The sequence below is a fragment of the Streptomyces spororaveus genome, from assembly GCF_016755875.1.
GTDB lineage: Bacteria > Actinomycetota > Actinomycetes > Streptomycetales > Streptomycetaceae > Streptomyces > Streptomyces spororaveus.
On the sequence record NZ_BNED01000005.1, the window covers coordinates 3,544,183 to 3,563,286 of the forward strand.

The following is a 19,104-nucleotide window of genomic DNA, read 5'->3' on the forward strand; positions in this document are numbered from 1 at the left end:
GGGCCGGATCACGCCGAAAGGCCCCGGCGCGGTGCGCCGGGGCCTTTCGGAAGAGCGGATCGGGTCGGGCGACCGGATCAGATCAGGCCGAGCTCGCGAACCGCGTCGCGCTCCTCCGCCAGCTCCTGGACGGAGGCGTCGATGCGGGTGCGGGAGAACTCGTTGATGTCCAGGCCCTGGACGATCTCGTACTTGCCGTCCTTGCAGGTGACGGGGAAGGAGGAGATCAGACCGGCCGGGACGCCGTAGGAGCCGTCCGACGGGATGCCCATCGAGGTCCAGTCGCCCTCGGCGGTGCCGTTGACCCAGGTGTGGACGTGGTCGATGGCGGCGTTGGCGGCCGAGGCGGCCGAGGACGCGCCACGGGCCTCGATGATCGCGGCGCCGCGCTTGGCGACGGTCGGGATGAAGGTGTCGGCCAGCCACAGCTCGTCGTTGACGACCTCGGCGGCGTTCTTGCCGGCGATCTCCGCGTGGAAGATGTCCGGGTACTGGGTCGCCGAGTGGTTGCCCCAGATGGTGAGGCGCTTGATGTCGGAGACGGTGCTGCCGGTCTTGGCGGCCAGCTGCGAGATCGCGCGGTTGTGGTCCAGGCGGGTCATCGCGGTGAAGCGCTCGGCCGGTACGTCCGGGGCGGCGGCCTGCGCGATGAGCGCGTTGGTGTTGGCCGGGTTGCCCACGACCAGGACCTTGATGTCGTCCGCGGCGTGCGCGTTGATGGCCTGGCCCTGCGGCTTGAAGATGCCGCCGTTGGCGGCGAGCAGGTCGCCGCGCTCCATGCCCTTGGTACGCGGGCGGGCGCCCACGAGCAGCGCGACGTTCGCACCGTCGAAGCCCTGGTTCGGGTCGTCGAAGATGTCGATGCCGGCGAGCAGCGGGAAGGCGCAGTCGTCGAGCTCCATGGCGGTGCCCTCAGCGGCCTTCATGCCCTGGGGGATCTCCAGAAGTCGGAGCTTGACCGGCACGTCCGCGCCGAGCAGGTGACCGGAAGCGATGCGGAAGAGCAGCGCGTAGCCGATCTGGCCGGCGGCGCCGGTGACGGTGACATTCACGGGAGTGCGGGTCATGGCCTTCTCCGTTAGACAGCTGGCGGTGGGGCGTCCCTGCCCCATGTGCTGGAGGACGCCGCTCCCCAGTAAATCTTGACGTGAAGAGACATCCGCGGTCAGGCTATCCGACCCGGGACCGGGCTAATCCCCGGGTCCCTGTGGTGCGCGGCACACGGACCCCGGCGTTCGAAGGTGCGAGCGGCCTCCGGACCGCTATTCGACCAGGAAGATCTGGCCCGTCCGGTGCCCCTCGATCGACTTGACGTAGGCGTTCGCCGCGCGGGCCACGGGCACGGCGTCGAAGCCCGCGAAGGTGTCCCCGTACGCATCGAGGGACTCCTCGAAGACGGTGGGACTGACGGCGTTGATCCGCTGCCGGCCGGGCAGTTCGACGGCGGCGGCGCGCACGAAGGCCTCGACGGCGCCGTTGACCAGGGACGCCACCGACCCGGTGAGCAGCGGCTCGCGGGCCAGGATGCCGGTGACCAGCGTGTACGAGGCGTGCGCGGGCAGGTGCCGGGCGCCCTGGCGGACCAGCTCGATCTGGCTGACGGCCTTGCCTTCGAGGCCGTCGCGGATGTCGTCCGTGGTCAGCTCGCCGAGCGGGCGCCACGGCACACTGCCGGCCGCGCTCGCCACGGCGTCGATCTCGCCCACCCGCCGCGCCGCCTCCTCGTACATCGCACGGACGGACTCCGGATCGGTGATGTCGACGTGGACGTCGGCGCCGGTGCGGGAGGCGGTGACGACTTGGTGGCCGCGCTCGCGCAGGGCCTCGTGGACCGCCCGGCCGAGGGTTCCGCGCGCGCCGATCAGCAGGACCTTCTTCGTCTTCGCGTTCATGGCACGAGCATCACCGGGACCTGACAGTTAAGTCCAGCTACCTCAGCTACAGCCATCGTTAAGATGAACTCATGCTCGATGTGAAGCGCATGGTCATCCTCCGGGACCTGGCGGAACACAGCCGGGTCACCGCCGTCGCCGACCTGCACGGGGTCACCCCCTCCGCCGTCTCCCAGCAGCTGCGCGCCCTGGAGGCCGAGGCCGGGGCCGCCCTCGTCGAGCGGGACGGGCGCGGGCTGCGCCTCACCGCCGCCGGCGTGGCGCTGGCCGCCGCGTGCGAGCCGGTGCTCGCGGCCCTGGAGCGGGCCGAGGGAGCGGTACGCGCCCTCGACACCGAGCTGAGCGGGGAGCTGGCCATCGGCTGCGCCCCCAGCGCCCTGGCCACGGTGGCCGCCCCGCTCGTCGCCGAGCTCGCCGTACGCCATCCCCGGCTGCGCCCCCGCATCGTGCAGGCCGACCCGGAGGAGGCCGTGCCGCGCCTGCGGCAGCGCCGCCTGGACCTGGCGGTGACCTACGCCTACCCGCTGCTCGGGGCCCCGCCGGCCGCCGGGACCACCGCGGTGCCGCTCTTCGACGACCCGCTGTGCCTGGCCCTGCCGCAGGCCCTGGTCCCCGCCTACGAGCGGGCCGGACTCGCCGCGCTGCGGGAGGACGCCTGGGTCTCGGCCCCGGCCCCGAGCAGCTGCCGCGAGATGCTGCTGCACGCCTGCCGGAACGCCGGATTCACCCCGCGCGTCGCGCACGAGTGCGCGGACCTGCGGTCCGGGCTGTGGCTCGTCGCCACCGGGCAGGCGGTGTCGATCCTGCCGAAGCTGCTGTGCGACGCCCCGCCGCCCGGCGTCGCCGTGCGGGAGCTTCCGGGCCCGGGGCGGACGCTGGACGTCCTGGTCCGGGCGGGCACGGAGACCCAGCCGGCCGTGGCGGCCACCCTGGCCGCACTGACGTCGCTCACGTAGTTCGCATCGCTCGCTTCGCTCACCGCACGGTGAAGCGGACCGCACTCTCCATGAAGGGGATCACGAGCCACGGCTTGGGCGCCGCCATCACCAGCGCGAGCAGCGTGATCGCCACGCCCAGCAGCCCGTACGTGATCATGTCCGTGAAGCGGGAGCGCACCGCGAGCATCCCGACCGAGGGCAGCACACGCCGCATCACCGCGGCCGCGATCAGCGCGACGCCGATGGCCAGGCAGCCGACCCGCGGGTACCCGAAGGCCGTGGCCAGCAGCCCGACCGCGGTCGCGGCGAGCACGCTGAGCATCGGCCACTGACGGGCCGGCGTGGACACGGCCCCGGGGACGGCGCGGCCGCTGCCCTCGGGCCGGGCGGTGTCCCGGGTGATGGAGGGGAAGCGGCGGGACCGGGCCGCCGCCTCGGCCCCAGCCGTGCCGGAAGGGGCCTGCGCGCCGGGCACGCCGGGCGTCGCGGGCGCGACCGGGGCGACGGGGGTGCCGTTCGCCCTGGCCGGGCCACCTCCCGCCGCGTTCTCCGCGTCCGGTTCAGCCTGCACTGGTGGTCCGTTCCGCCGCCTCGACGACGTTGACGAGGAGCTGGGCCCGGGTCATCGGGCCGACCCCGCCCGGGTTCGGCGAGATCCACGCGGCCACCTCGGCCACACCGGGGTGCACGTCGCCGACGATCTTCCCTTCGCCGTCGCGGCTGACGCCGACGTCGAGCACGGCCGCGCCCGGCTTCACGTCCTCCGGCTTGACCAGGTGCGGGACGCCGGCCGCCGCGACGATGATGTCCGCCTGGCGCAGCTGCGCGGACAGGTCGCGCGTACCGGTGTGGCAGAGCGTCACGGTGGCGTTCTCGGACTTGCGGGTCAGCAGCAGGCCGATGGAGCGCCCGACGGTGATCCCGCGGCCGAGGACCACGACGTGCGCGCCGTTGATGGCGACGTCGTGGTGGCGCAGCAGTTCGACGATCCCGTACGGGGTGCAGGGCAGCGGCCCCGGCTCGTTCAGCACCAGCCGGCCCAGCGACATGGGGTGCAGGCCGTCGGCGTCCTTCAGCGGATCCATCAGCTCCAGGACCCGGTTGGTGTCGATGCCCTTGGGGAGCGGGAGTTGGACGATGTAGCCGGTGCACTCCGGGTTGTCGTTGAGCTCCCGGACGACCGCCTCGATGTCCTCCTGGGAGGCGGTCCCGGGCAGTTCGCGCTGGATGGAGGCGATGCCGACCTCGGCGCAGTCCTTGTGCTTGCCGTTCACGTACCAGCGGCTGCCCGGATCGTCACCGACGAGGAGGGTGCCGAGGCCGGGGGTGATGCCCCGGGCCTTCAGGGCCGCCACACGGGCGGTCAGTTCGGACTTGATCGCTGCGGCGGTGGCCTTGCCATCGAGAATCTGGGCGGTCATGACCCCATCCTCCCGGATGAGGTGGCCCCGGTTCCAGTCAAGGCGCTCACAGGGGTTCAGCGTTCATTGCACTTGCACAACAAGTCACTGTCCGTACCCCAACCAACTGGACAAGCCCAGGCCCGTCGGACCACGATGAAACGACTGATGTGCCGCGGGCAGTGCCGGGGGGCGGGACCGCACCGTGCAGGATTCCTCCGCGCTCATGCCGTGCGTCCCCGCACTTCCACGGAGGAACACCCCAACATGAGCTTCGGCGAACCGCAGAACCCGTACGGTCAGCAGCCGCCGCAGGGCCAGCCCGGCTACGGCTACCCCCAGCAGGCACCCCAGGGCGTCCCGCCGCAGGGCGGCTACGGCTACCCGCAGCAGGCCCCGCAGAGCTACCCGGGCGCTCCCGCCGGATACCCGGGCGGATACCCCGGCGGCCCGGGCGGATACCCCGGGGCCCACATGGAGATGCCGGGCGGGGCGAAGGCGGCCCGCGTCATCCTCTTCATCGTGGGTGGCCTGCAGGTGCTGGGCGGCCTGTTCGTGATCATCGGCGGCGCCGTGTTCGCCGCGGTGCTCTCGGACTCCTCCAGCTCCAGCTCCTCCCAGGACGCCGGCGCCGCCGCCGGCACCGCGGGCGTCATCGTGGGCCTCGTCTTCATCGGGTTCGCCCTGTGGCCCATCCTGACCGCGGCCAAGATGGGCAAGGGCCGTGGCGGAGTGCGCGTCTCCGGCATCATCTACGGCTCGCTCCAGGTCCTCTTCGCCGTTTTCGGCATCGTGGTGAACCTGATCGCGTTCGGCGCGGCCGACAACACCACGGGCGGCGGCCTCACCGTCGTCTCCGTGCTGCCGTCGCTGGTCTCCCTCGCCCTCGGCCTCACGATCGTCATCGGTCTCGCCAAGGCCGGGGACTACTTCCGGCGTCCCCAGTACTGAGCCGTCCTGTACGCACACGGCGAAGGCCGCGACCCGCAGTGCGGGTCGCGGCCTTCGCCGTGTGCCGGGTGTGCCGGACTCAGTGGAAGAAGTGCCGGGTCCCGGTGAAGTACATGGTCACACCGGCCTTCTTCGCGGCCTCGACGACCAGCTCGTCACGGACCGAACCGCCCGGCTGGACCACGGCCTTGATACCCGCGGCCGTGAGGATCTCCAGCCCGTCCGGGAACGGGAAGAAGGCGTCGGACGCGGCGTACGAGCCCTGCGCGCGTTCGGCGCCCGCCCGCTCGACCGCGAGCTTCGCCGAGTCGACACGGTTGACCTGGCCCATGCCGACGCCGACCGAGGCACCGTCCTTGGCGAGCAGGATCGCGTTGGACTTGACGGCCCGGCAGGCCTTCCAGGCGAAGGCCAGCTCGGCGAGCTCCGCCGGGGACAGGGCGTCGCCGGTGGCCAGGGTCCAGTTGGCCGGGTCGTCGCCCTCGGCCTGGAAGACGTCCGACTGCTGGAGCAGCACGCCGCCGGAGACGGGCTTGAGGTCGCCCGGCTGGTGCGGGGTGCCGTCCACCTTCAGCACGCGGATGTTCTTCTTCTTGGCCAGGATCTCGACCGCGCCGTCCTCGTAGCCGGGGGCGGCGATGACCTCGGTGAAGATCTCCGCGACCTGCTCGGCGAGCTCGACGGTCACCGGGCGGTTGACGGCGATGACGCCGCCGAAGGCCGACAGCGGGTCGCAGGCGTGCGCCTTGCGGTGGGCCGCTGCGACGTCCGCGTCGACCGCGATGCCGCACGGGTTGGCGTGCTTGATGATCGCGACGCAGGGCTCTGCGTGGTCGTAGGCGGCGCGGCGCGCGGCCTCGGTGTCCACGTAGTTGTTGAAGGACATCTCCTTGCCGTGCAGCTGCTCGGCGTTGGCGAGTCCGCCCGGCTGACCGTCCGTGTAGAGGGCGGCGGCCTGGTGCGGGTTCTCGCCGTAGCGCAGGGTCGACTTGCGCTCCCAGGCGCCGGCCAGGAACTCGGGCAGCGCGCCGTCCTCGGACTCCGGGGCGTACGCGTTCGTGAACCACGAGGCGACGGCCACGTCGTACGCGGCGGTGTGCTGGAAGGCCTCCGCCGCGAGCCGCTTGCGGGCGGTGAGGTCGAAGCCGCCGCCCTGGGCCGCCGCGATGACGTCGGCGTAGCGGGCCGGGCTGGTAACGACCGCGACCGAGGGGTGGTTCTTGGCGGCGGCGCGGACCATCGACGGGCCGCCGATGTCGATCTGCTCCACGCACTCGTCGGGGGTGGCACCCGACTGGACGGTCGCGAGGAAGGGGTACAGGTTGACGACCACCAGGTCGAAGGGCTCGACGCCCAGCTCGGCGAGCTGGTTGCGGTGGTCCTCCAGACGCAGGTCGGCGAGGATGCCGGCGTGCACGCGCGGGTGCAGGGTCTTGACCCGGCCGTCGAGGCACTCGGGGAAGCCGGTCAGCTCCTCCACCTTGGTGACGGGCACCCCGGTGGCGGCGATCTTCGAGGCGGTGGACCCGGTGGAGACGAGCGCGACGCCCGCCTCGTGCAGCCCGCGGGCCAGCTCTTCCAGTCCCGTCTTGTCGTAGACGCTGATGAGCGCACGTCGGATCGGCCGCTGGTTCGTGGTCGGGTCGTTGCTCGCTGCGTTGTCTGCGGCGGTCACTGGATTGTTACCTTTCGTCCCTCAATGCGGTAGCCGTGCCGGGCCAGACGCCCCACGACATCGACGAGCAGCTGGCGCTCGACTTCCTTGATGCGCTCGTGGAGAGCGGCTTCGTCGTCCTCGTCCCGGACCTCGACCACACCCTGGGCGATGATCGGACCGGTGTCCACGCCGCCGTCCACGAAGTGGACCGTGCAGCCGGTGACCTTCGCGCCGTAGGCGAGGGTGTCCCGTACGCCGTGCGCGCCGGGGAAGGCGGGGAGGAGGGCGGGGTGGGTGTTGATGAACCGGCCGCCGAAGCGGTCGATGAACGCCTTGCCCACGATCTTCATGAATCCTGCGGACACCACGAGGTCCGGCGCGTGGGCGTCGGTCGCCTCGGTGAGGGCGACATCCCACTCCTCGCGGCTGCCGTAGCCCTTGACCGGGCAGACGAAGGTGGGGATCCCGGCCTTCTCCGCCCGCTCCAGGCCGGCGATGTTCTCGCGGTCGGCCCCCACGGCGACGACTTCGGCGCCGAAGCCCTCGGATCCGCCGGGGTGGGCGTCGATGGCATCGAGCAGGGCCTGGAGGTTGGTGCCGGAACCGGAGACCAGCACGACCAGGCGGGAGGTGGCCATGGGAGGCCCTTTCTCGCGGGGTTGCGGTGTTCGTCTTGTGTGGTCATACGAAACTTCGGGGTACCGATATATGGGGAACCATACGAAGCCACCGACCGCCTGCAACGATACCGGTACACCGGACAGCCCCCGAGGGACGGGGGGACGGCCGGGCGGTAGCGTCTGGCCTACGAGCCGCAAACTGGCCTCACCTCGCCACGACGTCCCCGCGACGTCCCTGACACAGGGGAAGAAACACACCCGATGCCGGACCGCCGTCAGCCCGACTCCCCGACCGACGACAACCCCTTCGCGGCCCCGCCGGAAGGCCGGCCCGACCAGCCGTGGCAGCCGCGCGGCGGCGGTGGCGGGAACGGCGACGGCCCGAAGGACTCGGACGGCCAGCGGGGTCCGGCACGCTGGGACCCGACGGACCCGATCCAGCGGCGCGCCCGCTACGCGCTGCTGGCCGGCATGTGGGGCTTCTTCTTCGCGATCTTCCAGATCCCGTCGGTCGGGCTGCTGCTCGGGGCCCTCGCCATCTACTGGGGCATCAGCGCGCTGCGCGGCAAGCCCGCCCCGGCGACCGCCGAGGGCGCCCCGGCGGCGCCGGCGGCCCCGTCCGGCCTGGACGCCCTGGGCCCGGCGGCCCGCCCCCAGCGCACGGCGGCGGTGAGCGGCCTGGTCACGGCGTCGCTGGCGATCCTGCTGGCGTTCGGCTCGTACGCCCTGCAGCTGTCCTACAAGGACTTCTACGTCTGCCGCGACGACGCCCTCACCAAGTCGGCGGAACTCCAGTGCAACACCCTCCTCCCGGACAACCTGGTGGGCGACGTCCTGAAGGTCCGCCAGTAACCCCCCACCCACCCCCACTTGCCCCCGCAGCCCCGCCGACCCTGAAGGCACGGGGCCCGGGCCGGCCCCCCAGCGGCCTGAGCCGCGCCCTCTCCAGCCCCACCGACGCTTGAGGCGCGGGGCCCGAGGCGGAGCCCCAGCGGCCCTGAGCCCCGGCAGCCCTGCGCCGCCCCCTCCAGCCCCGCCGGCGTTTGAGGCGCGGGGCCCGAGGCGGAGCCCCAGCGACCCTGAGCCCCGGCAGCCCTGCGCCGCCCCCTCCAGCCCCGCCGGCGTTTGAGGCGCGGGGTCTGGGGCGGAGCCCCAGCAACCCTGAGCCCCGGCAGCCCTGCGCCGCCCCCTCCAGCCCCGCCGGCGTTTGAGGCGCGGGGTCTGGGGCGGAGCCCCAGCAACCCTGAGCCCCGGCAGCCCTGCGCCGCCCCCTCCAGCCCCGCCGGCGTTTGAGGCGCGGGGTCTGGGGCGGAGCCCCAGCGGCGGTGCCGCACCCGCGCCACCCGAACGGCCTACTCCGGCGGCGGCTTCCGCCGGGCCAGCACCCGTGCCCCGACCACCGGCGGAGCCAGCGGCACCGACACCGGCCCCGGCCCCGCCGCCCCGGCCGCCAGCAGGCCGGGATCCAGGTCCAGATCCAGCGCGGACACCACGGTCACGGCCCGCCGCCCCCGCACCACAGCCCCGGCCCCGGCCCCGGCCCCGGCCTCAGGCCCAACAGGCCCGACGGGCCCGACCGCCACCACCGGAACCGCCGGAGGCTCCGGCGGCGACCCCGCCATGTCCGGGACCAGCGCCCCCGCGGCCTTCCGCAGTGCCGCCCACCGAATCTCCCGCACCCCGCTGTCGTGCCACCTGTCGTCCACGCCCACCACCCCGTCGCCGTCGGCCTCGGCATCGCCATCGGCGCCCCCCACCGCCGGCCCGATCGCCGGCCGGGTCCGCCACGCGTGCACCGCCACCGCCACCGGCACGGCCAGCACCGCCGTCCAGGCGAAGGCCGCCACCCCGGTGGTCCACCACACCGGCCCGAATTCCGACAGCCGCCGCGACCCCAGCGGCCCCGCCGAGGCCGCCGAGAGCCCGGCCATCGCCAGCCCGCACACCACCGCGCCGAGGGCGGCGGTGAGCGCGGTCTCCCCGTACGAGACCTCGCGCGCCCGGCGGACCGCGAACCAGCCCACCGCGAGCCCGGCGACCACCGGCACTCCGGCGGCCGCCCAGGTCAGCGGGGTTCCGGGCCCCTCGGCCGGGAGCGCGGCCAGCAGCGGGAAGCGGGGCAGTGCGGGCGCGCCCGGGAAGCCGAGCGGGGTGGCCGTCACGCCGGCGCCCAGGGCGAAGCCGGGCCCGAGCGCGTAGGCCGCGCCCCAGACCATCGCGTTGGGGATCAAGGCGAGCGCGAGCAGCAGGACGGCGAAGCGGCCCGACCACACCCCGGTCAGCGACAGGAACGAGGCCTGGACCTCGGCGCCGTGCCACGCGAGCGAGGCGCCGACCACGAGCGCGCCACCGCCCAGGAGTACCAGGGCACCGCCCGCACCCGCCCGGAGCGCGAGCGCGTACCGGGGGCGCGCGGCCGCCTTCCGTACGCCCCCCGGCAGCCAGGACGGCAACGGCCCGAGCGGGCGTCCCCGGGCTCCCCACACCCCGCCGGCGGCGGCGAGTACGGCCACCAGCGGGATGTGCCAGGCCGCGCTGATGGGGTCGGCCGACATGGGGCCGCCGGCGGCGTACACCGTGACGAGGGCCCCGACGGCGAGATAGCCGCAGAGCACGGCCGAGAGCACGGCTCCGGCGGGCAGCACCTCCTCGTCGTCCTCCTCGGCGGCGCTCCCCAGCCGGGCGGCCCGCCGCATGAGCAGCACGGGCAGTGCGACGAGGAGCAGGGGAGTCATCCCGACGGGTGCGGGGAGGCCGGACAGGGTGTCGTAGCGCACCAGCTCCGTCCCGTGGGCGAGCAGCCACAGTCCGGCGGCGAGGTGCAGGGCCCCGCCGGGGCCGCTGTCGGGGTAGGGGGAGCTGATCCACAGCACGATGACGAGCACGGCGAGGAAGCCGAGCCCGAGTCCGGCCGCCACGGCGCCGCCCACGACGCATGCGGCGGCGGCCGGTGAACGGCGCCGCACTCCGGCTCGCGGGGCCGCTGACAACGGGGTCCCGCGTTCGGTCACTTGGGTCACCCCGCCATGGTGCCAACGACACGCGCTATGAACGGGTAACAGGCGAATGCCCGTGGTGTCGCTCAATATACGTTTATGTACTTTTTCGCCCAGAGCTGCCGGTTTGCGGGGAGTGTGGCATGACACGAAGCGTCGAGACGACCTCCCCAGAGGACTCGGAGCTGAGCCTGCCCACCCCCAAGGAGCGCCGCAGGCTGCGCGAGGCGGCGGAACTGACACACGATGAGGTCGCGGCGGCGGTAGGAGTCACCGTGTCGACCGTCCGCTCCTGGGAATCGGGCCGCACGGCTCCCCGTGGGCGCAAGCGCGAGGTGTACTCGCAATTCCTGGCGCGTCTGGCGGCCCCGCCGCCGCACGCCGGTCCCGCCGGGGCGCCCGGGGAGGCGAAGACGGCGAAGGCTGCGGCGGAACCCGCCGCGGACCCACCCGCCGCCGACACGCCGACCCCGGCCGGCCCGACCACGGCCGGCCTCACCACGGCGGGCCTGACCACGGCCGGCCCAACCGCGGTCGGCCCAACCGCGATCGAACCACTCACGAACGGCCCCGTCACGGGCGGACCGGCGCCGAACGGACCGGACACGGACCGACCGGCCCCGGACGCGCCGGCCGACCCCGACGAGCCCGCGGCGGAGCACCCCGCGAGGGTCCCGGCACCGGGCCCCGCCGAAGCCTTCGACGCCCTCTACGCCCACGCCGCCCGCGACCTCGCCCGGCAGGCCTACCTGCTGACCGGCCGTCGGGCACTCGCCCTGGAGGCCGTCGAGAAGGCCTTCGTCCAAGCCTGGGACCGGTGGCCCGAGGTGGCCGCCGACCCGGATCCGGTGGGCTGGGTGCGCGCGATCACGTACGAGTACGCGCTCTCCCCCTGGCACCGCTTCCGGCGCGCCCACCTCCATCCCGACAAGCCGCCCGCCGAGCCCGCCGACCGGATCCTGCTCGACGCCCTGCTCTCGCTGTCCCCCGCGAACCGCCGTACCGTCCTGCTCTACGACGCCGTCGGGCTCGACCTCCCCGACACCGCCGCCGAGACCGAGGCCACCACACCCACCGCCGGCAACCGGCTCGTGCACGCGCACGCCGACCTCGCCGACCGGATCCCCGAACTGGCCGACGTACCGCTGGAGAAGCAGTCCGCGCTGCTGCGCGACCTGTTCACCGCGCTGCGACCGGCCGTCGACCTCGACCCGCGCGCGGCGGCCGCCGTGCGCGGCGGCGGCGAACGCCGCACCCGGCTGTGGACCCGCGCGACCCTCAGCCTGACGGCGATGATCGCCGTCTCGACGGCCTACACCCTCATGACCGCGCCCACCCACTACGAGCCCCCGCTGGCACCCGGCGAGAGCGTCTCCGGGGTGCCCCCGCTCGCCGGCCCCCCGCAGGTCACCGAACGGAGCAGGCAGCTCCACGACAAGCTCCGCGCCGACCCGGAGGCCGGACCGGCGCGGCTCGCCCCGAAGGCCGAATGAGAACGGGCGTGGCCCGCACCCCCCGAGGGGTGCGGGCCACGCCCGTGCGTTCGCGCGTCCGTACGTGGATCCGTGGATCCGTACGGCGACCGTCTACTTGGCGGCGAGGATCTCGCGCGCCAGCTTCGCGGTCTCGGTCGGCGTCTTGCCGACCTTCACGCCGGCGGCCTCAAGGGCCTCCTTCTTGGCCTGCGCGGTGCCGGAGGAGCCGGAGACGATGGCGCCCGCGTGGCCCATGGTCTTGCCCTCGGGGGCGGTGAAGCCCGCGACGTAGCCGACGACCGGCTTGGTGACGTTCTTCGCGATGAAGTCCGCCGCACGCTCCTCGGCGTCGCCGCCGATCTCGCCGATCATGACGATCAGCTCGGTGTCCGGGTCGGCCTCGAAGGCCTCCAGGGCGTCGATGTGCGTGGTGCCGATGACCGGGTCGCCACCGATGCCGACGGCGGAGGTGAAGCCGATGTCACGGAGCTCGTACATCATCTGGTAGGTCAGCGTGCCCGACTTGGACACGAGACCGATCTTGCCGGGCTTGGTGATGTCGCCCGGGATGATGCCGGCGTTGGACTGGCCGGGGGTGATCAGACCCGGGCAGTTCGGGCCGATGATCCGGGTCTTGTTGCCCTTGGCGGTCGCGTACGCCCAGAAGGCGGCGGAGTCGTGCACCGCGATGCCCTCGGTGATGACGACGGCCAGCGGGATCTCGGCGTCGATCGCCTCGACCACAGCGGCCTTGGCGAAGGCCGGCGGGACGAAGAGGACGGAGACGTTGGCGCCCGTCTTCTCCATCGCCTCGGCGACGGAGCCGAAGACCGGGACCTCGGTGCCGTCGAAGTCGACGGTGGTGCCGGCCTTGCGCGGGTTCACGCCGCCGACGATGTTGGTGCCGTCAGCCAGCATCAGCTTGGTGTGCTTCATGCCCGTGGCACCGGTCATGCCCTGGACGATGACCTTGCTGTCCTTGTTGAGGAAGATAGCCATGTGAGTCTGTGACCTCTGCCCTTACTTCGCAGCCGCGAGCTCGGCGGCCTTGTCGGCCGCACCGTCCATGGTGTCCACGCGCTGGACCAGCGGGTGGTTGGCGTCCGAGAGGATCTTGCGACCCAGCTCGGCGTTGTTGCCGTCGAGACGGACGACCAGCGGCTTGGTGACCGCCTCGCCCTTGTCCGCGAGCAGCTGCAGCGCCTGGACGATGCCGTTGGCGACCTCGTCACACGCGGTGATGCCACCGAAGACGTTGACGAAGACGGACTTGACGTCCGGGTCGCCGAGGATGATCTCAAGGCCGTTGGCCATGACGGCGGCGGAGGCGCCACCGCCGATGTCCAGGAAGTTGGCGGGCTTGACGCCACCGTGGTTCTCGCCGGCGTAGGCGACGACGTCGAGGGTGCTCATGACGAGACCCGCGCCGTTGCCGATGATGCCGACCTCACCGTCGAGCTTGACGTAGTTGAGGTTCTTCGCCTTGGCAGCGGCCTCGAGCGGGTTCGCGGCGGCGTGGTCCACGAACTCCTCGTGACCCGGCTGACGGAACTCGGCGTTCTCGTCGAGCGAGACCTTGCCGTCGAGCGCGATGACGTCGCCGCTCGCGACCTTGGCGAGCGGGTTGACCTCGACGAGGAGCGCGTCCTCGGCGATGAAGGTCGCCCAGAGGGTCACGAGGACCTCGGCGACCTTCTCGGCGACCTCGGCCGGGAACTGCGCCAGCGCGACGATCTCGCGGGCCTTCTCGATGGTCACGCCCTCGTTGGCGTTCACCGGGACCTTGGCGAGCTTCTCCGGGGTCTCCTCGGCGACCTGCTCGATGTCCATGCCGCCCGCGACGGACGCCATGGCGAGGAAGGTGCGGTTGGTCCGGTCGAGGAGGTACGAGACGTAGTACTCCTCCAGGATCTCCGGAGCCGTCTCGGCGATCATCACCTTGTGGACCGTGTGGCCCTTGATGTCCATGCCGAGGATGTCCGTCGCCCGGGCGACGGCCTCGTCCGGGGTGGCGGCCAGCTTCACGCCACCGGCCTTGCCGCGGCCGCCGACCTTCACCTGCGCCTTGACGACCGACTTGCCGCCCAGCCGCTCGGTGGCCTCGCGAGCCGCCTCAGGCGTGTCGATGACTTCACCGGCCAGCACCGGTACACCGTGCTTGGCGAAGAGGTCCCTCGCCTGGTACTCGAACAGGTCCACGCGCGTCCGTCCCTTGTCTTCAAAGATTCGCAGTGATTCGCGGTTGTCTGCTATCTGCGTGGGCGTGCCGCGGAGGGCAACGTGACGGCGCTGTCACAAGGAAGGCGCACACGGTGACCGTGGACGCGGCATGTCCGTCCCGCAGGTTATCCCCGAGGGACGTGGGTCCCTAAATCGCAGATCACACCTGAGCGGTGATACCTGTCACAGATCGCCTCACGGTTGAACTGGAAGTTCGTGTGATTCACCGATTCACACGACGGGCGTGGACGGCGCCGCGCCGGGGCCCGGACGGAGCCGTCAGGGGACCGGCAGGGGGCGCTTCTCCAGCGCCGCGGCCATCACCTCCGGAAACAGGTCGGGAGTGCAGGCGAAGGCCGGCGCCCCAAGTGCCGCAAGGGCTGTGGCGTGCTCGCGGTCGTAGGCCGGGGCGCCCTCGTCGGACAGTGCCAGCAGGGTCACGAACTCGACCCCCGCCGCCTTCATCGCGGCGACCCGCTTCAGCATCTCGTTGCGGATTCCGCCTTCGTAGAGATCACTGATCAGGACGACGACGGTATCGGCGGGGCGGGTGATCTTCGATTGGCAGTAGGCGAGGGCGCGGTTGATGTCGGTGCCACCGCCCAATTGGGTGCCGAAGAGGACGTCGACCGGGTCGTCCAGCTGGTCGGTGAGGTCGACGATCGCGGTGTCGAAGACGACCAGACGGGTGGCGATCGAGTGCATGGAGGCGAGGACCGCCCCGAAGACGGATGCGTAGACGACGGAGGCCGCCATCGAACCCGACTGGTCGATGCAGAGGATCACCTCCTTCTTCACCGACCGGGCCGCCCGGCCGTAGCCGATCAGCCGCTCGGGGACGACGGTGCGGTATTCGGGCAGGTAGTTCTTGAGGTTGGCCCGGATCGTGCGGTCCCAGTCGATGTCGTGGTGGCGGGGGCGGCTGATCCGCGCCGACCGGTCCAGGGCGCCGGTCAAGGTCGCCCGGGTCCGTGCCGCGAGCTTCTTCTCCAGCTGCTCGACCACCTTGCGGACCACGGCCCGTGCCGTCTCCTTCGTCGTCTCGGGCATCGCCTTGTTCAGGGAGAGCAGGGTGCCGACCAGGTGCACGTCCGGTTCGACGGCCTCCAGCATCTCCGGTTCCAGCAGCAGGGCGGCCAGACCCAGCCGCTCGATGGCGTCGCGCTGCATGACCTGGACCACGGAGCTCGGGAAGTACGTACGGATGTCCCCGAGCCAGCGGGCCACGTTCGGCGCGGACCCGCCGAGCCCGGCCGACCGCGCCCCCGGCGTCCTGCGGGACCCGGTTTCGCCGCCCCCGCCGTACAGCGCGCCGAGCGCGGCGTCCATCGCCGCGTCCCGCCCGGTCAGCGCACACCCGGTGCCGTCGGCCTCACCTCCGCCGAGCACCATCCGCCACCGCCGCAGCCGCTCGTCTCCGGCCGTGCCCATGTCCGTACCGCTCATCCGTCCGTCCCCCTCCACTCGTCGTGTCCACCTGTTCCAGCCCCTCGTTCAGCACCGCCGGCGTTCGAGGCGCGGGGGTCCCGGGGCGGCGCCCCGGAGACGGCGCCGCACCTCACCCGGCGAGCAGCATCCGCACCAGCCCGGTCACCGCGTCCGCCCGCCCGGGATCCAGCTCCGGGGCGAAACCCGCGGGAGCCGAACCACCGGGCACCGCGGCGGCGGAACCGCCCGGCCCCCTCCGCACCAGCTCGCCCAGGCTCCGCTTCACGCCCGGCTCGTACGCCCCGAACGTCCGCCGCAGCAGGGGGAGCACGTCGGTGAACGCGCGCTCCGGCACCTCCACCAGCCAGGTGTCGATCAGGCCCAGCAGCCGGTCGTCGTGGACCAGCAGCGTGCCCCCGCCCGAACTCCCGCCCGCGAAGCCCTCGATCCAGCCCGCCGCGTCGGCCGGGGCGGACGCCGGGGACAGGGCGAGCCCCATCAGCCGGGCCGTTTCCCCGGCCGGCAGCCTCCCGTCGTCCAGGAGCAGCCGGGCCGCCCGGCCGCGGATCAGCCCGGGCACGGTGTCCCGGCCGGCCAGTGTGGCGAGCACCGCGAACCAGCGTTCCCGCAGCCCTGCGTCGGCGTCCGCCAGCAGGCCGATCGCGCCGTGCACCCCGTCCACGTGGCCGCGCATCTCCGCCGCCGCGTCGGCGTCGAGTCCGGCCGTGCAGGCCGACGGCAGCGCCACGCATATCCGCTCGGCGAGCCCGGCCGCCACGGAGCCGAGCGCCGTCGCGTCGGTGCCGCGGACGTCCCCGTACCGCAGCGAACGGGCCAGGGCCGGCAGGGCCTTGGCGAGCCGCGCCACATCGGTGTCCAGCGCGGCCCGGTCCGCCAGGGCCCGCAGTACGGCGGGCAGCGCCTGCGCGAGCCCGGCCAGCAGGCACTGCTCGGCCAGGGCCGTCACCTCGCCCAGCTCCTCGGCACCGGCGGCGTCCGCCTCGGCCTTGGCGGTGGCGGCGCCGAGGACGGTGGTCCCCCAGATCCCGGCCTCGGCGATCCGTACCGACAGCTCCGGCTCCCAGCGCAGCCGCCAGGTCTCCCGGAAGGTTCCGGTGCCGGACCGGGAGGCGGCAGGTGTGCCCCAGCCGATCCCGAGCAGCCGCAGCCGGTGCAGCAGCAGGGACTTCGCCGTGTCGGTGTCCTTGCGCAGGTCCAGTTCCAGCTCGCGGTCCTGTGCCTCGGCCTTGAGCCGCAGCGTGCGCTGCTGCCGGGTCAGGTCCCGCTGGAGGGGTACGACGGGGGCTTCGTCCGGGACCTCTCCGAGTACGTCGCCGACGACGAGCCGGTCCTCGATGAGCGCGAGCGGTATGTCGGAGCCGTCGCACATCACCGCCCGGACCGCTTCGAGGGTCTCCGTCAGGCCGGGCAGCGGCCGGCCGCGCATCGCGGCCAGGGTCTCGGCCAGCCGGACCGCCTCGATGACGTGCGCCGAGGAGACCTGCCGGTCCTCCTCGCGCAGCAGGCCGGCGACCTTGGTCAGCCACCGCTCGACGGGCCGGTCCCGGGCGGTGAAGAGGTGGGCGTACCAGCCGGGCGAGGTGATCCCCGCGCCGTACCCGCCGGCGCGGGCGAGCCTGCGGTGGGTCCAGGGCACCCAGGTGGTCTCCACCTTGACCTTGGGCAGGCCGCTCAGCAGGGCCTTGTCGGCGGCCACGGTGGTTCTGGACCGCAGTGCGGGGACGTGCCAGGCCCCGCACACCACGGCGTAGGCGTCGCCGAACTCCCTGCGGGCGGCCCGCATCCGCTGCCGCATGTACGCCTCGCGCACGAGGTCGCGCCGGTGGCCTCCGTCGCCGTACGCCTCGCGCAAGGCTCCCATGGCCTCCCCGAGCGCCTCGAACGCGCCGAGCACGTCCTCCCCTCCTCCCCCGGCGCCGCGGTGCTCGACCACGTCCTCCCACCAGCGCTCGGGGTCGTCGTATCCGGCGGTCTCGGCGAGTACGGCGAGAGGGTCCAGCCGGACGGCGTCGGGCTCGCTCCCTTCCGGCCCGTCCGCTCCGGCGGCGAGCGAGTGCGCGGCCGGGAGGTCGATGAACCGGACCGGGACGTCGTGCTCCTGGGCCCAGCGGATGGCCACCCATTCGGGCGAGAACCCGGCCAGCGGCCAGAACGCGGCCCGGCCCGGGTCGTCCGCCGCGTGCGCGAGGAGCGCGACGGGCGGCCGCATGCCCTCGTCGGCGGCGAGCGGCAGCAGCGCGTCCCCCTCGGGCGGGCCCTCGATCAGCACCGCCCGGGGCCGGGCCGCCTCCAGGGCCGCCCGGACGGCACGGGCCGAGCCGGGCCCGTGGTGCCGTACGCCCAGCAGCAGCGGGCCCCGCGTCGGGCTCGGGCTCATACGGTCACCTCCCGGCAGGCCCGGTAGAAGTCCTTCCAGCCGTCGCGCTCGCGGACCACGGTCTCCAGGTACTCCTGCCAGACCACCTTGTCGGCCGCCGGGTCGCGGACGACGGCGCCGAGGATTCCGGCGGCCACGTCGGAGGGGCGCAGCACGCCGTCGCCGAAGTGGGCGGCCAGGGCCAGGCCGCCGGTGACGACGGAGATGGCCTCGGCGGTGGACAGTGTGCCGCTGGGCGACTTCACCTTCGTGCGGCCGTCGCCGGTGACCCCGTCGCGCAGCTCGCGGAAGACGGTGACGACGCGGCGGATCTCCTCCAGGCCCTCGGGCGCGGCCGGCAGGTCGAGGGCGCGGCCCATCTGGTCGACGCGGCGGGCGACGATGTCGACCTCGGCGTCGGCGGTGGCCGGCAGGGGCAGCACCACGGTGTTGAAGCGGCGGCGCAGTGCGCTGGAGAGCTCGTTGACCCCGCGGTCGCGGTCGTTGGCGGTGGCGATGAGGTTGAAGCCGCGCACGGCCTGCACCTCTTCGCCGAGTTCCGGTATCGGGAGGGTCTTCTCGGACAGGACGGTGATGAGGGTGTCCTGGACGTCGGCGGGGATGCGGGTGAGCTCCTCGACGCGGGCGGTCATGCCGTCGGCCATGGCCCGCATGACGGGGCTGGGGACGAGCGCCTCGCGGCTGGGGCCGTGGGCGAGCAGCCGGGCGTAGTTCCAGCCGTAGCGGATGGCTTCCTCCGGGGTGCCGGCGGTGCCCTGGACGAGGAGGGTGGAGTCTCCGCTGACGGCGGCGGCGAGATGCTCGGAGACCCAGGTCTTGGCGGTGCCCGGGACGCCCAGCAGGAGCAGGGCGCGGTCGGTGGCCAGGGTGGTGACGGCGACTTCGACGATGCGGCGCGGCCCCACGTACTTGGGTGTGATCACGGTGCCGTCGTCGAGCGTGCCGCCGAGCAGGTAGGTGGCGACGGCCCACGGGGAGAGCTTCCAGCGGGTCGGGCGGGGCCGGTCGTCGGCGGCCGCCAGGGCTTTCAGTTCGTGCGCGAAGGCGTCCTCGGCGTGCGGTCGAAGAGCCTCTGCTCGCTGCTCGTTCTCGGGCGTGGTCATGGTCCCCCTCCAATGCTCGGCAGCCG

General features: G+C 73.1%; 16 protein-coding genes. 4 read left to right on the forward strand and 12 right to left on the reverse strand.

Annotated features, from left to right (window positions below):
* Positions 1-77: 77 nt before the first annotated feature.
* Positions 78-1,067, reverse strand: coding sequence for a malate dehydrogenase (locus Sspor_RS18115; RefSeq protein ID WP_030763176.1), 990 nt, complete (start codon positions 1,065-1,067; stop codon positions 78-80).
* A gap of 195 nt (positions 1,068-1,262) precedes the next feature.
* Positions 1,263-1,892, reverse strand: coding sequence for a short chain dehydrogenase (locus Sspor_RS18120; RefSeq protein ID WP_202200084.1), 630 nt, complete (start codon positions 1,890-1,892; stop codon positions 1,263-1,265).
* A gap of 71 nt (positions 1,893-1,963) precedes the next feature.
* On the opposite strand from Sspor_RS18120, the gene Sspor_RS18125 reads away from it, so the two are divergent.
* Entirely contained in the window at positions 1,964-2,848 is an 885-nt protein-coding gene (locus Sspor_RS18125) for a LysR family transcriptional regulator (protein ID WP_202200085.1), read from the forward strand.
* A gap of 19 nt (positions 2,849-2,867) precedes the next feature.
* Here Sspor_RS18125 and Sspor_RS18130 read toward each other — a convergent pair whose 3' ends face one another.
* Positions 2,868-3,401 (reverse strand): DUF3017 domain-containing protein, encoded by a 534-nt coding sequence (locus Sspor_RS18130; protein ID WP_202200086.1) that lies wholly within the window; start codon positions 3,399-3,401, stop codon positions 2,868-2,870.
* Complete coding sequence (locus tag Sspor_RS18135) at positions 3,391-4,251, reverse strand: bifunctional methylenetetrahydrofolate dehydrogenase/methenyltetrahydrofolate cyclohydrolase (RefSeq protein WP_202200087.1); 861 nt, start codon at positions 4,249-4,251, stop codon at positions 3,391-3,393. Before Sspor_RS18135 ends, Sspor_RS18130 begins: the two co-directional genes overlap by 11 nt.
* A gap of 246 nt (positions 4,252-4,497) precedes the next feature.
* On the opposite strand from Sspor_RS18135, the gene Sspor_RS18140 reads away from it, so the two are divergent.
* Positions 4,498-5,181, forward strand: coding sequence for a hypothetical protein (locus tag Sspor_RS18140; RefSeq protein ID WP_202200088.1), 684 nt, complete (start codon positions 4,498-4,500; stop codon positions 5,179-5,181).
* A 79-nt stretch (positions 5,182-5,260) separates the two neighbouring features.
* Here Sspor_RS18140 and purH read toward each other — a convergent pair whose 3' ends face one another.
* Positions 5,261-6,856, reverse strand: coding sequence for a bifunctional phosphoribosylaminoimidazolecarboxamide formyltransferase/IMP cyclohydrolase (gene purH, locus Sspor_RS18145; protein WP_202200089.1), 1,596 nt, complete (start codon positions 6,854-6,856; stop codon positions 5,261-5,263).
* Positions 6,853-7,476: a phosphoribosylglycinamide formyltransferase gene (gene purN, locus Sspor_RS18150; RefSeq protein ID WP_202200090.1), complete on the reverse strand. Its 624-nt coding sequence runs from the start codon at positions 7,474-7,476 to the stop codon at positions 6,853-6,855. The genes purH and purN overlap by 4 nt, the downstream gene beginning before the upstream one ends.
* Before the next feature lie 243 nt (positions 7,477-7,719).
* Between purN and Sspor_RS18155 the strand changes: the two genes are divergently transcribed.
* Positions 7,720-8,310, forward strand: coding sequence for a hypothetical protein (locus Sspor_RS18155; RefSeq protein WP_202200091.1), 591 nt, complete (start codon positions 7,720-7,722; stop codon positions 8,308-8,310).
* Positions 8,311-8,810: 500 nt separating this feature from the next.
* On the opposite strand, the gene Sspor_RS18160 is transcribed toward Sspor_RS18155, so the two are convergent.
* The gene (locus tag Sspor_RS18160; RefSeq protein WP_202200092.1) at positions 8,811-10,478 is read right to left on the reverse strand and encodes a cell division protein PerM; all 1,668 of its coding nucleotides are present in this window, start codon (positions 10,476-10,478) and stop codon (positions 8,811-8,813) included.
* Between the two features lie 119 nt (positions 10,479-10,597).
* On the opposite strand from Sspor_RS18160, the gene Sspor_RS18165 reads away from it, so the two are divergent.
* Positions 10,598-11,947, forward strand: a complete 1,350-nt coding sequence (locus Sspor_RS18165; protein WP_202200093.1) for a helix-turn-helix domain-containing protein — start codon at positions 10,598-10,600, stop codon at positions 11,945-11,947.
* A 93-nt stretch (positions 11,948-12,040) separates the two neighbouring features.
* Here the strand turns inward: Sspor_RS18165 and sucD are convergent, their stop codons facing one another.
* The 5 genes from sucD to Sspor_RS18190 all read right to left on the reverse strand — a co-directional run bounded on the left by sucD (position 12,041) and on the right by Sspor_RS18190 (position 19,078).
* Positions 12,041-12,928, reverse strand: a complete 888-nt coding sequence (gene sucD, locus Sspor_RS18170; RefSeq protein WP_189733229.1) for a succinate--CoA ligase subunit alpha — start codon at positions 12,926-12,928, stop codon at positions 12,041-12,043.
* A gap of 21 nt (positions 12,929-12,949) precedes the next feature.
* On the reverse strand, positions 12,950-14,128 hold the full coding sequence (gene sucC, locus Sspor_RS18175) for an ADP-forming succinate--CoA ligase subunit beta (RefSeq protein WP_030011549.1): 1,179 nt from the start codon (positions 14,126-14,128) through the stop codon (positions 12,950-12,952).
* Positions 14,129-14,428: 300 nt separating this feature from the next.
* Complete coding sequence (locus Sspor_RS18180) at positions 14,429-15,595, reverse strand: vWA domain-containing protein (RefSeq protein WP_202200094.1); 1,167 nt, start codon at positions 15,593-15,595, stop codon at positions 14,429-14,431.
* A 112-nt stretch (positions 15,596-15,707) separates the two neighbouring features.
* A complete protein-coding gene (locus Sspor_RS18185; protein ID WP_202200095.1) occupies positions 15,708-17,975 on the reverse strand; it encodes a DUF5682 family protein in 2,268 nt (755 codons plus the stop codon).
* Positions 17,972-19,078: an ATP-binding protein gene (locus Sspor_RS18190; RefSeq protein ID WP_202200096.1), complete on the reverse strand. Its 1,107-nt coding sequence runs from the start codon at positions 19,076-19,078 to the stop codon at positions 17,972-17,974. Before Sspor_RS18190 ends, Sspor_RS18185 begins: the two co-directional genes overlap by 4 nt.
* Positions 19,079-19,104: the final 26 nt, after the last annotated feature.

Excerpts from the sequence above, each read along its gene's own strand:
- Sspor_RS18115 (WP_030763176.1), bottom strand. The coding sequence starts at position 1,067 with ATGACCCGCACTCCCGTGAATGTCACCGTCACCGGCGCCGCCGGCCAG.
- Sspor_RS18140 (WP_202200088.1), top strand. The coding sequence starts at position 4,498 with ATGAGCTTCGGCGAACCGCAGAACCCGTACGGTCAGCAGCCGCCGCAG.
- Sspor_RS18185 (WP_202200095.1), bottom strand. The coding sequence starts at position 17,975 with ATGAGCCCGAGCCCGACGCGGGGCCCGCTGCTGCTGGGCGTACGGCAC.
- purN (WP_202200090.1), bottom strand. The coding sequence starts at position 7,476 with ATGGCCACCTCCCGCCTGGTCGTGCTGGTCTCCGGTTCCGGCACCAAC.
- Sspor_RS18180 (WP_202200094.1), bottom strand. The coding sequence starts at position 15,595 with ATGAGCGGTACGGACATGGGCACGGCCGGAGACGAGCGGCTGCGGCGG.
- Sspor_RS18190 (WP_202200096.1), bottom strand. The coding sequence starts at position 19,078 with ATGACCACGCCCGAGAACGAGCAGCGAGCAGAGGCTCTTCGACCGCAC.
- Sspor_RS18125 (WP_202200085.1), top strand. The coding sequence starts at position 1,964 with ATGCTCGATGTGAAGCGCATGGTCATCCTCCGGGACCTGGCGGAACAC.
- Sspor_RS18155 (WP_202200091.1), top strand. The coding sequence starts at position 7,720 with ATGCCGGACCGCCGTCAGCCCGACTCCCCGACCGACGACAACCCCTTC.
- Sspor_RS18135 (WP_202200087.1), bottom strand. The coding sequence starts at position 4,251 with ATGACCGCCCAGATTCTCGATGGCAAGGCCACCGCCGCAGCGATCAAG.
- sucD (WP_189733229.1), bottom strand. The coding sequence starts at position 12,928 with ATGGCTATCTTCCTCAACAAGGACAGCAAGGTCATCGTCCAGGGCATG.
- Sspor_RS18165 (WP_202200093.1), top strand. The coding sequence starts at position 10,598 with ATGACACGAAGCGTCGAGACGACCTCCCCAGAGGACTCGGAGCTGAGC.
- Sspor_RS18120 (WP_202200084.1), bottom strand. The coding sequence starts at position 1,892 with ATGAACGCGAAGACGAAGAAGGTCCTGCTGATCGGCGCGCGCGGAACC.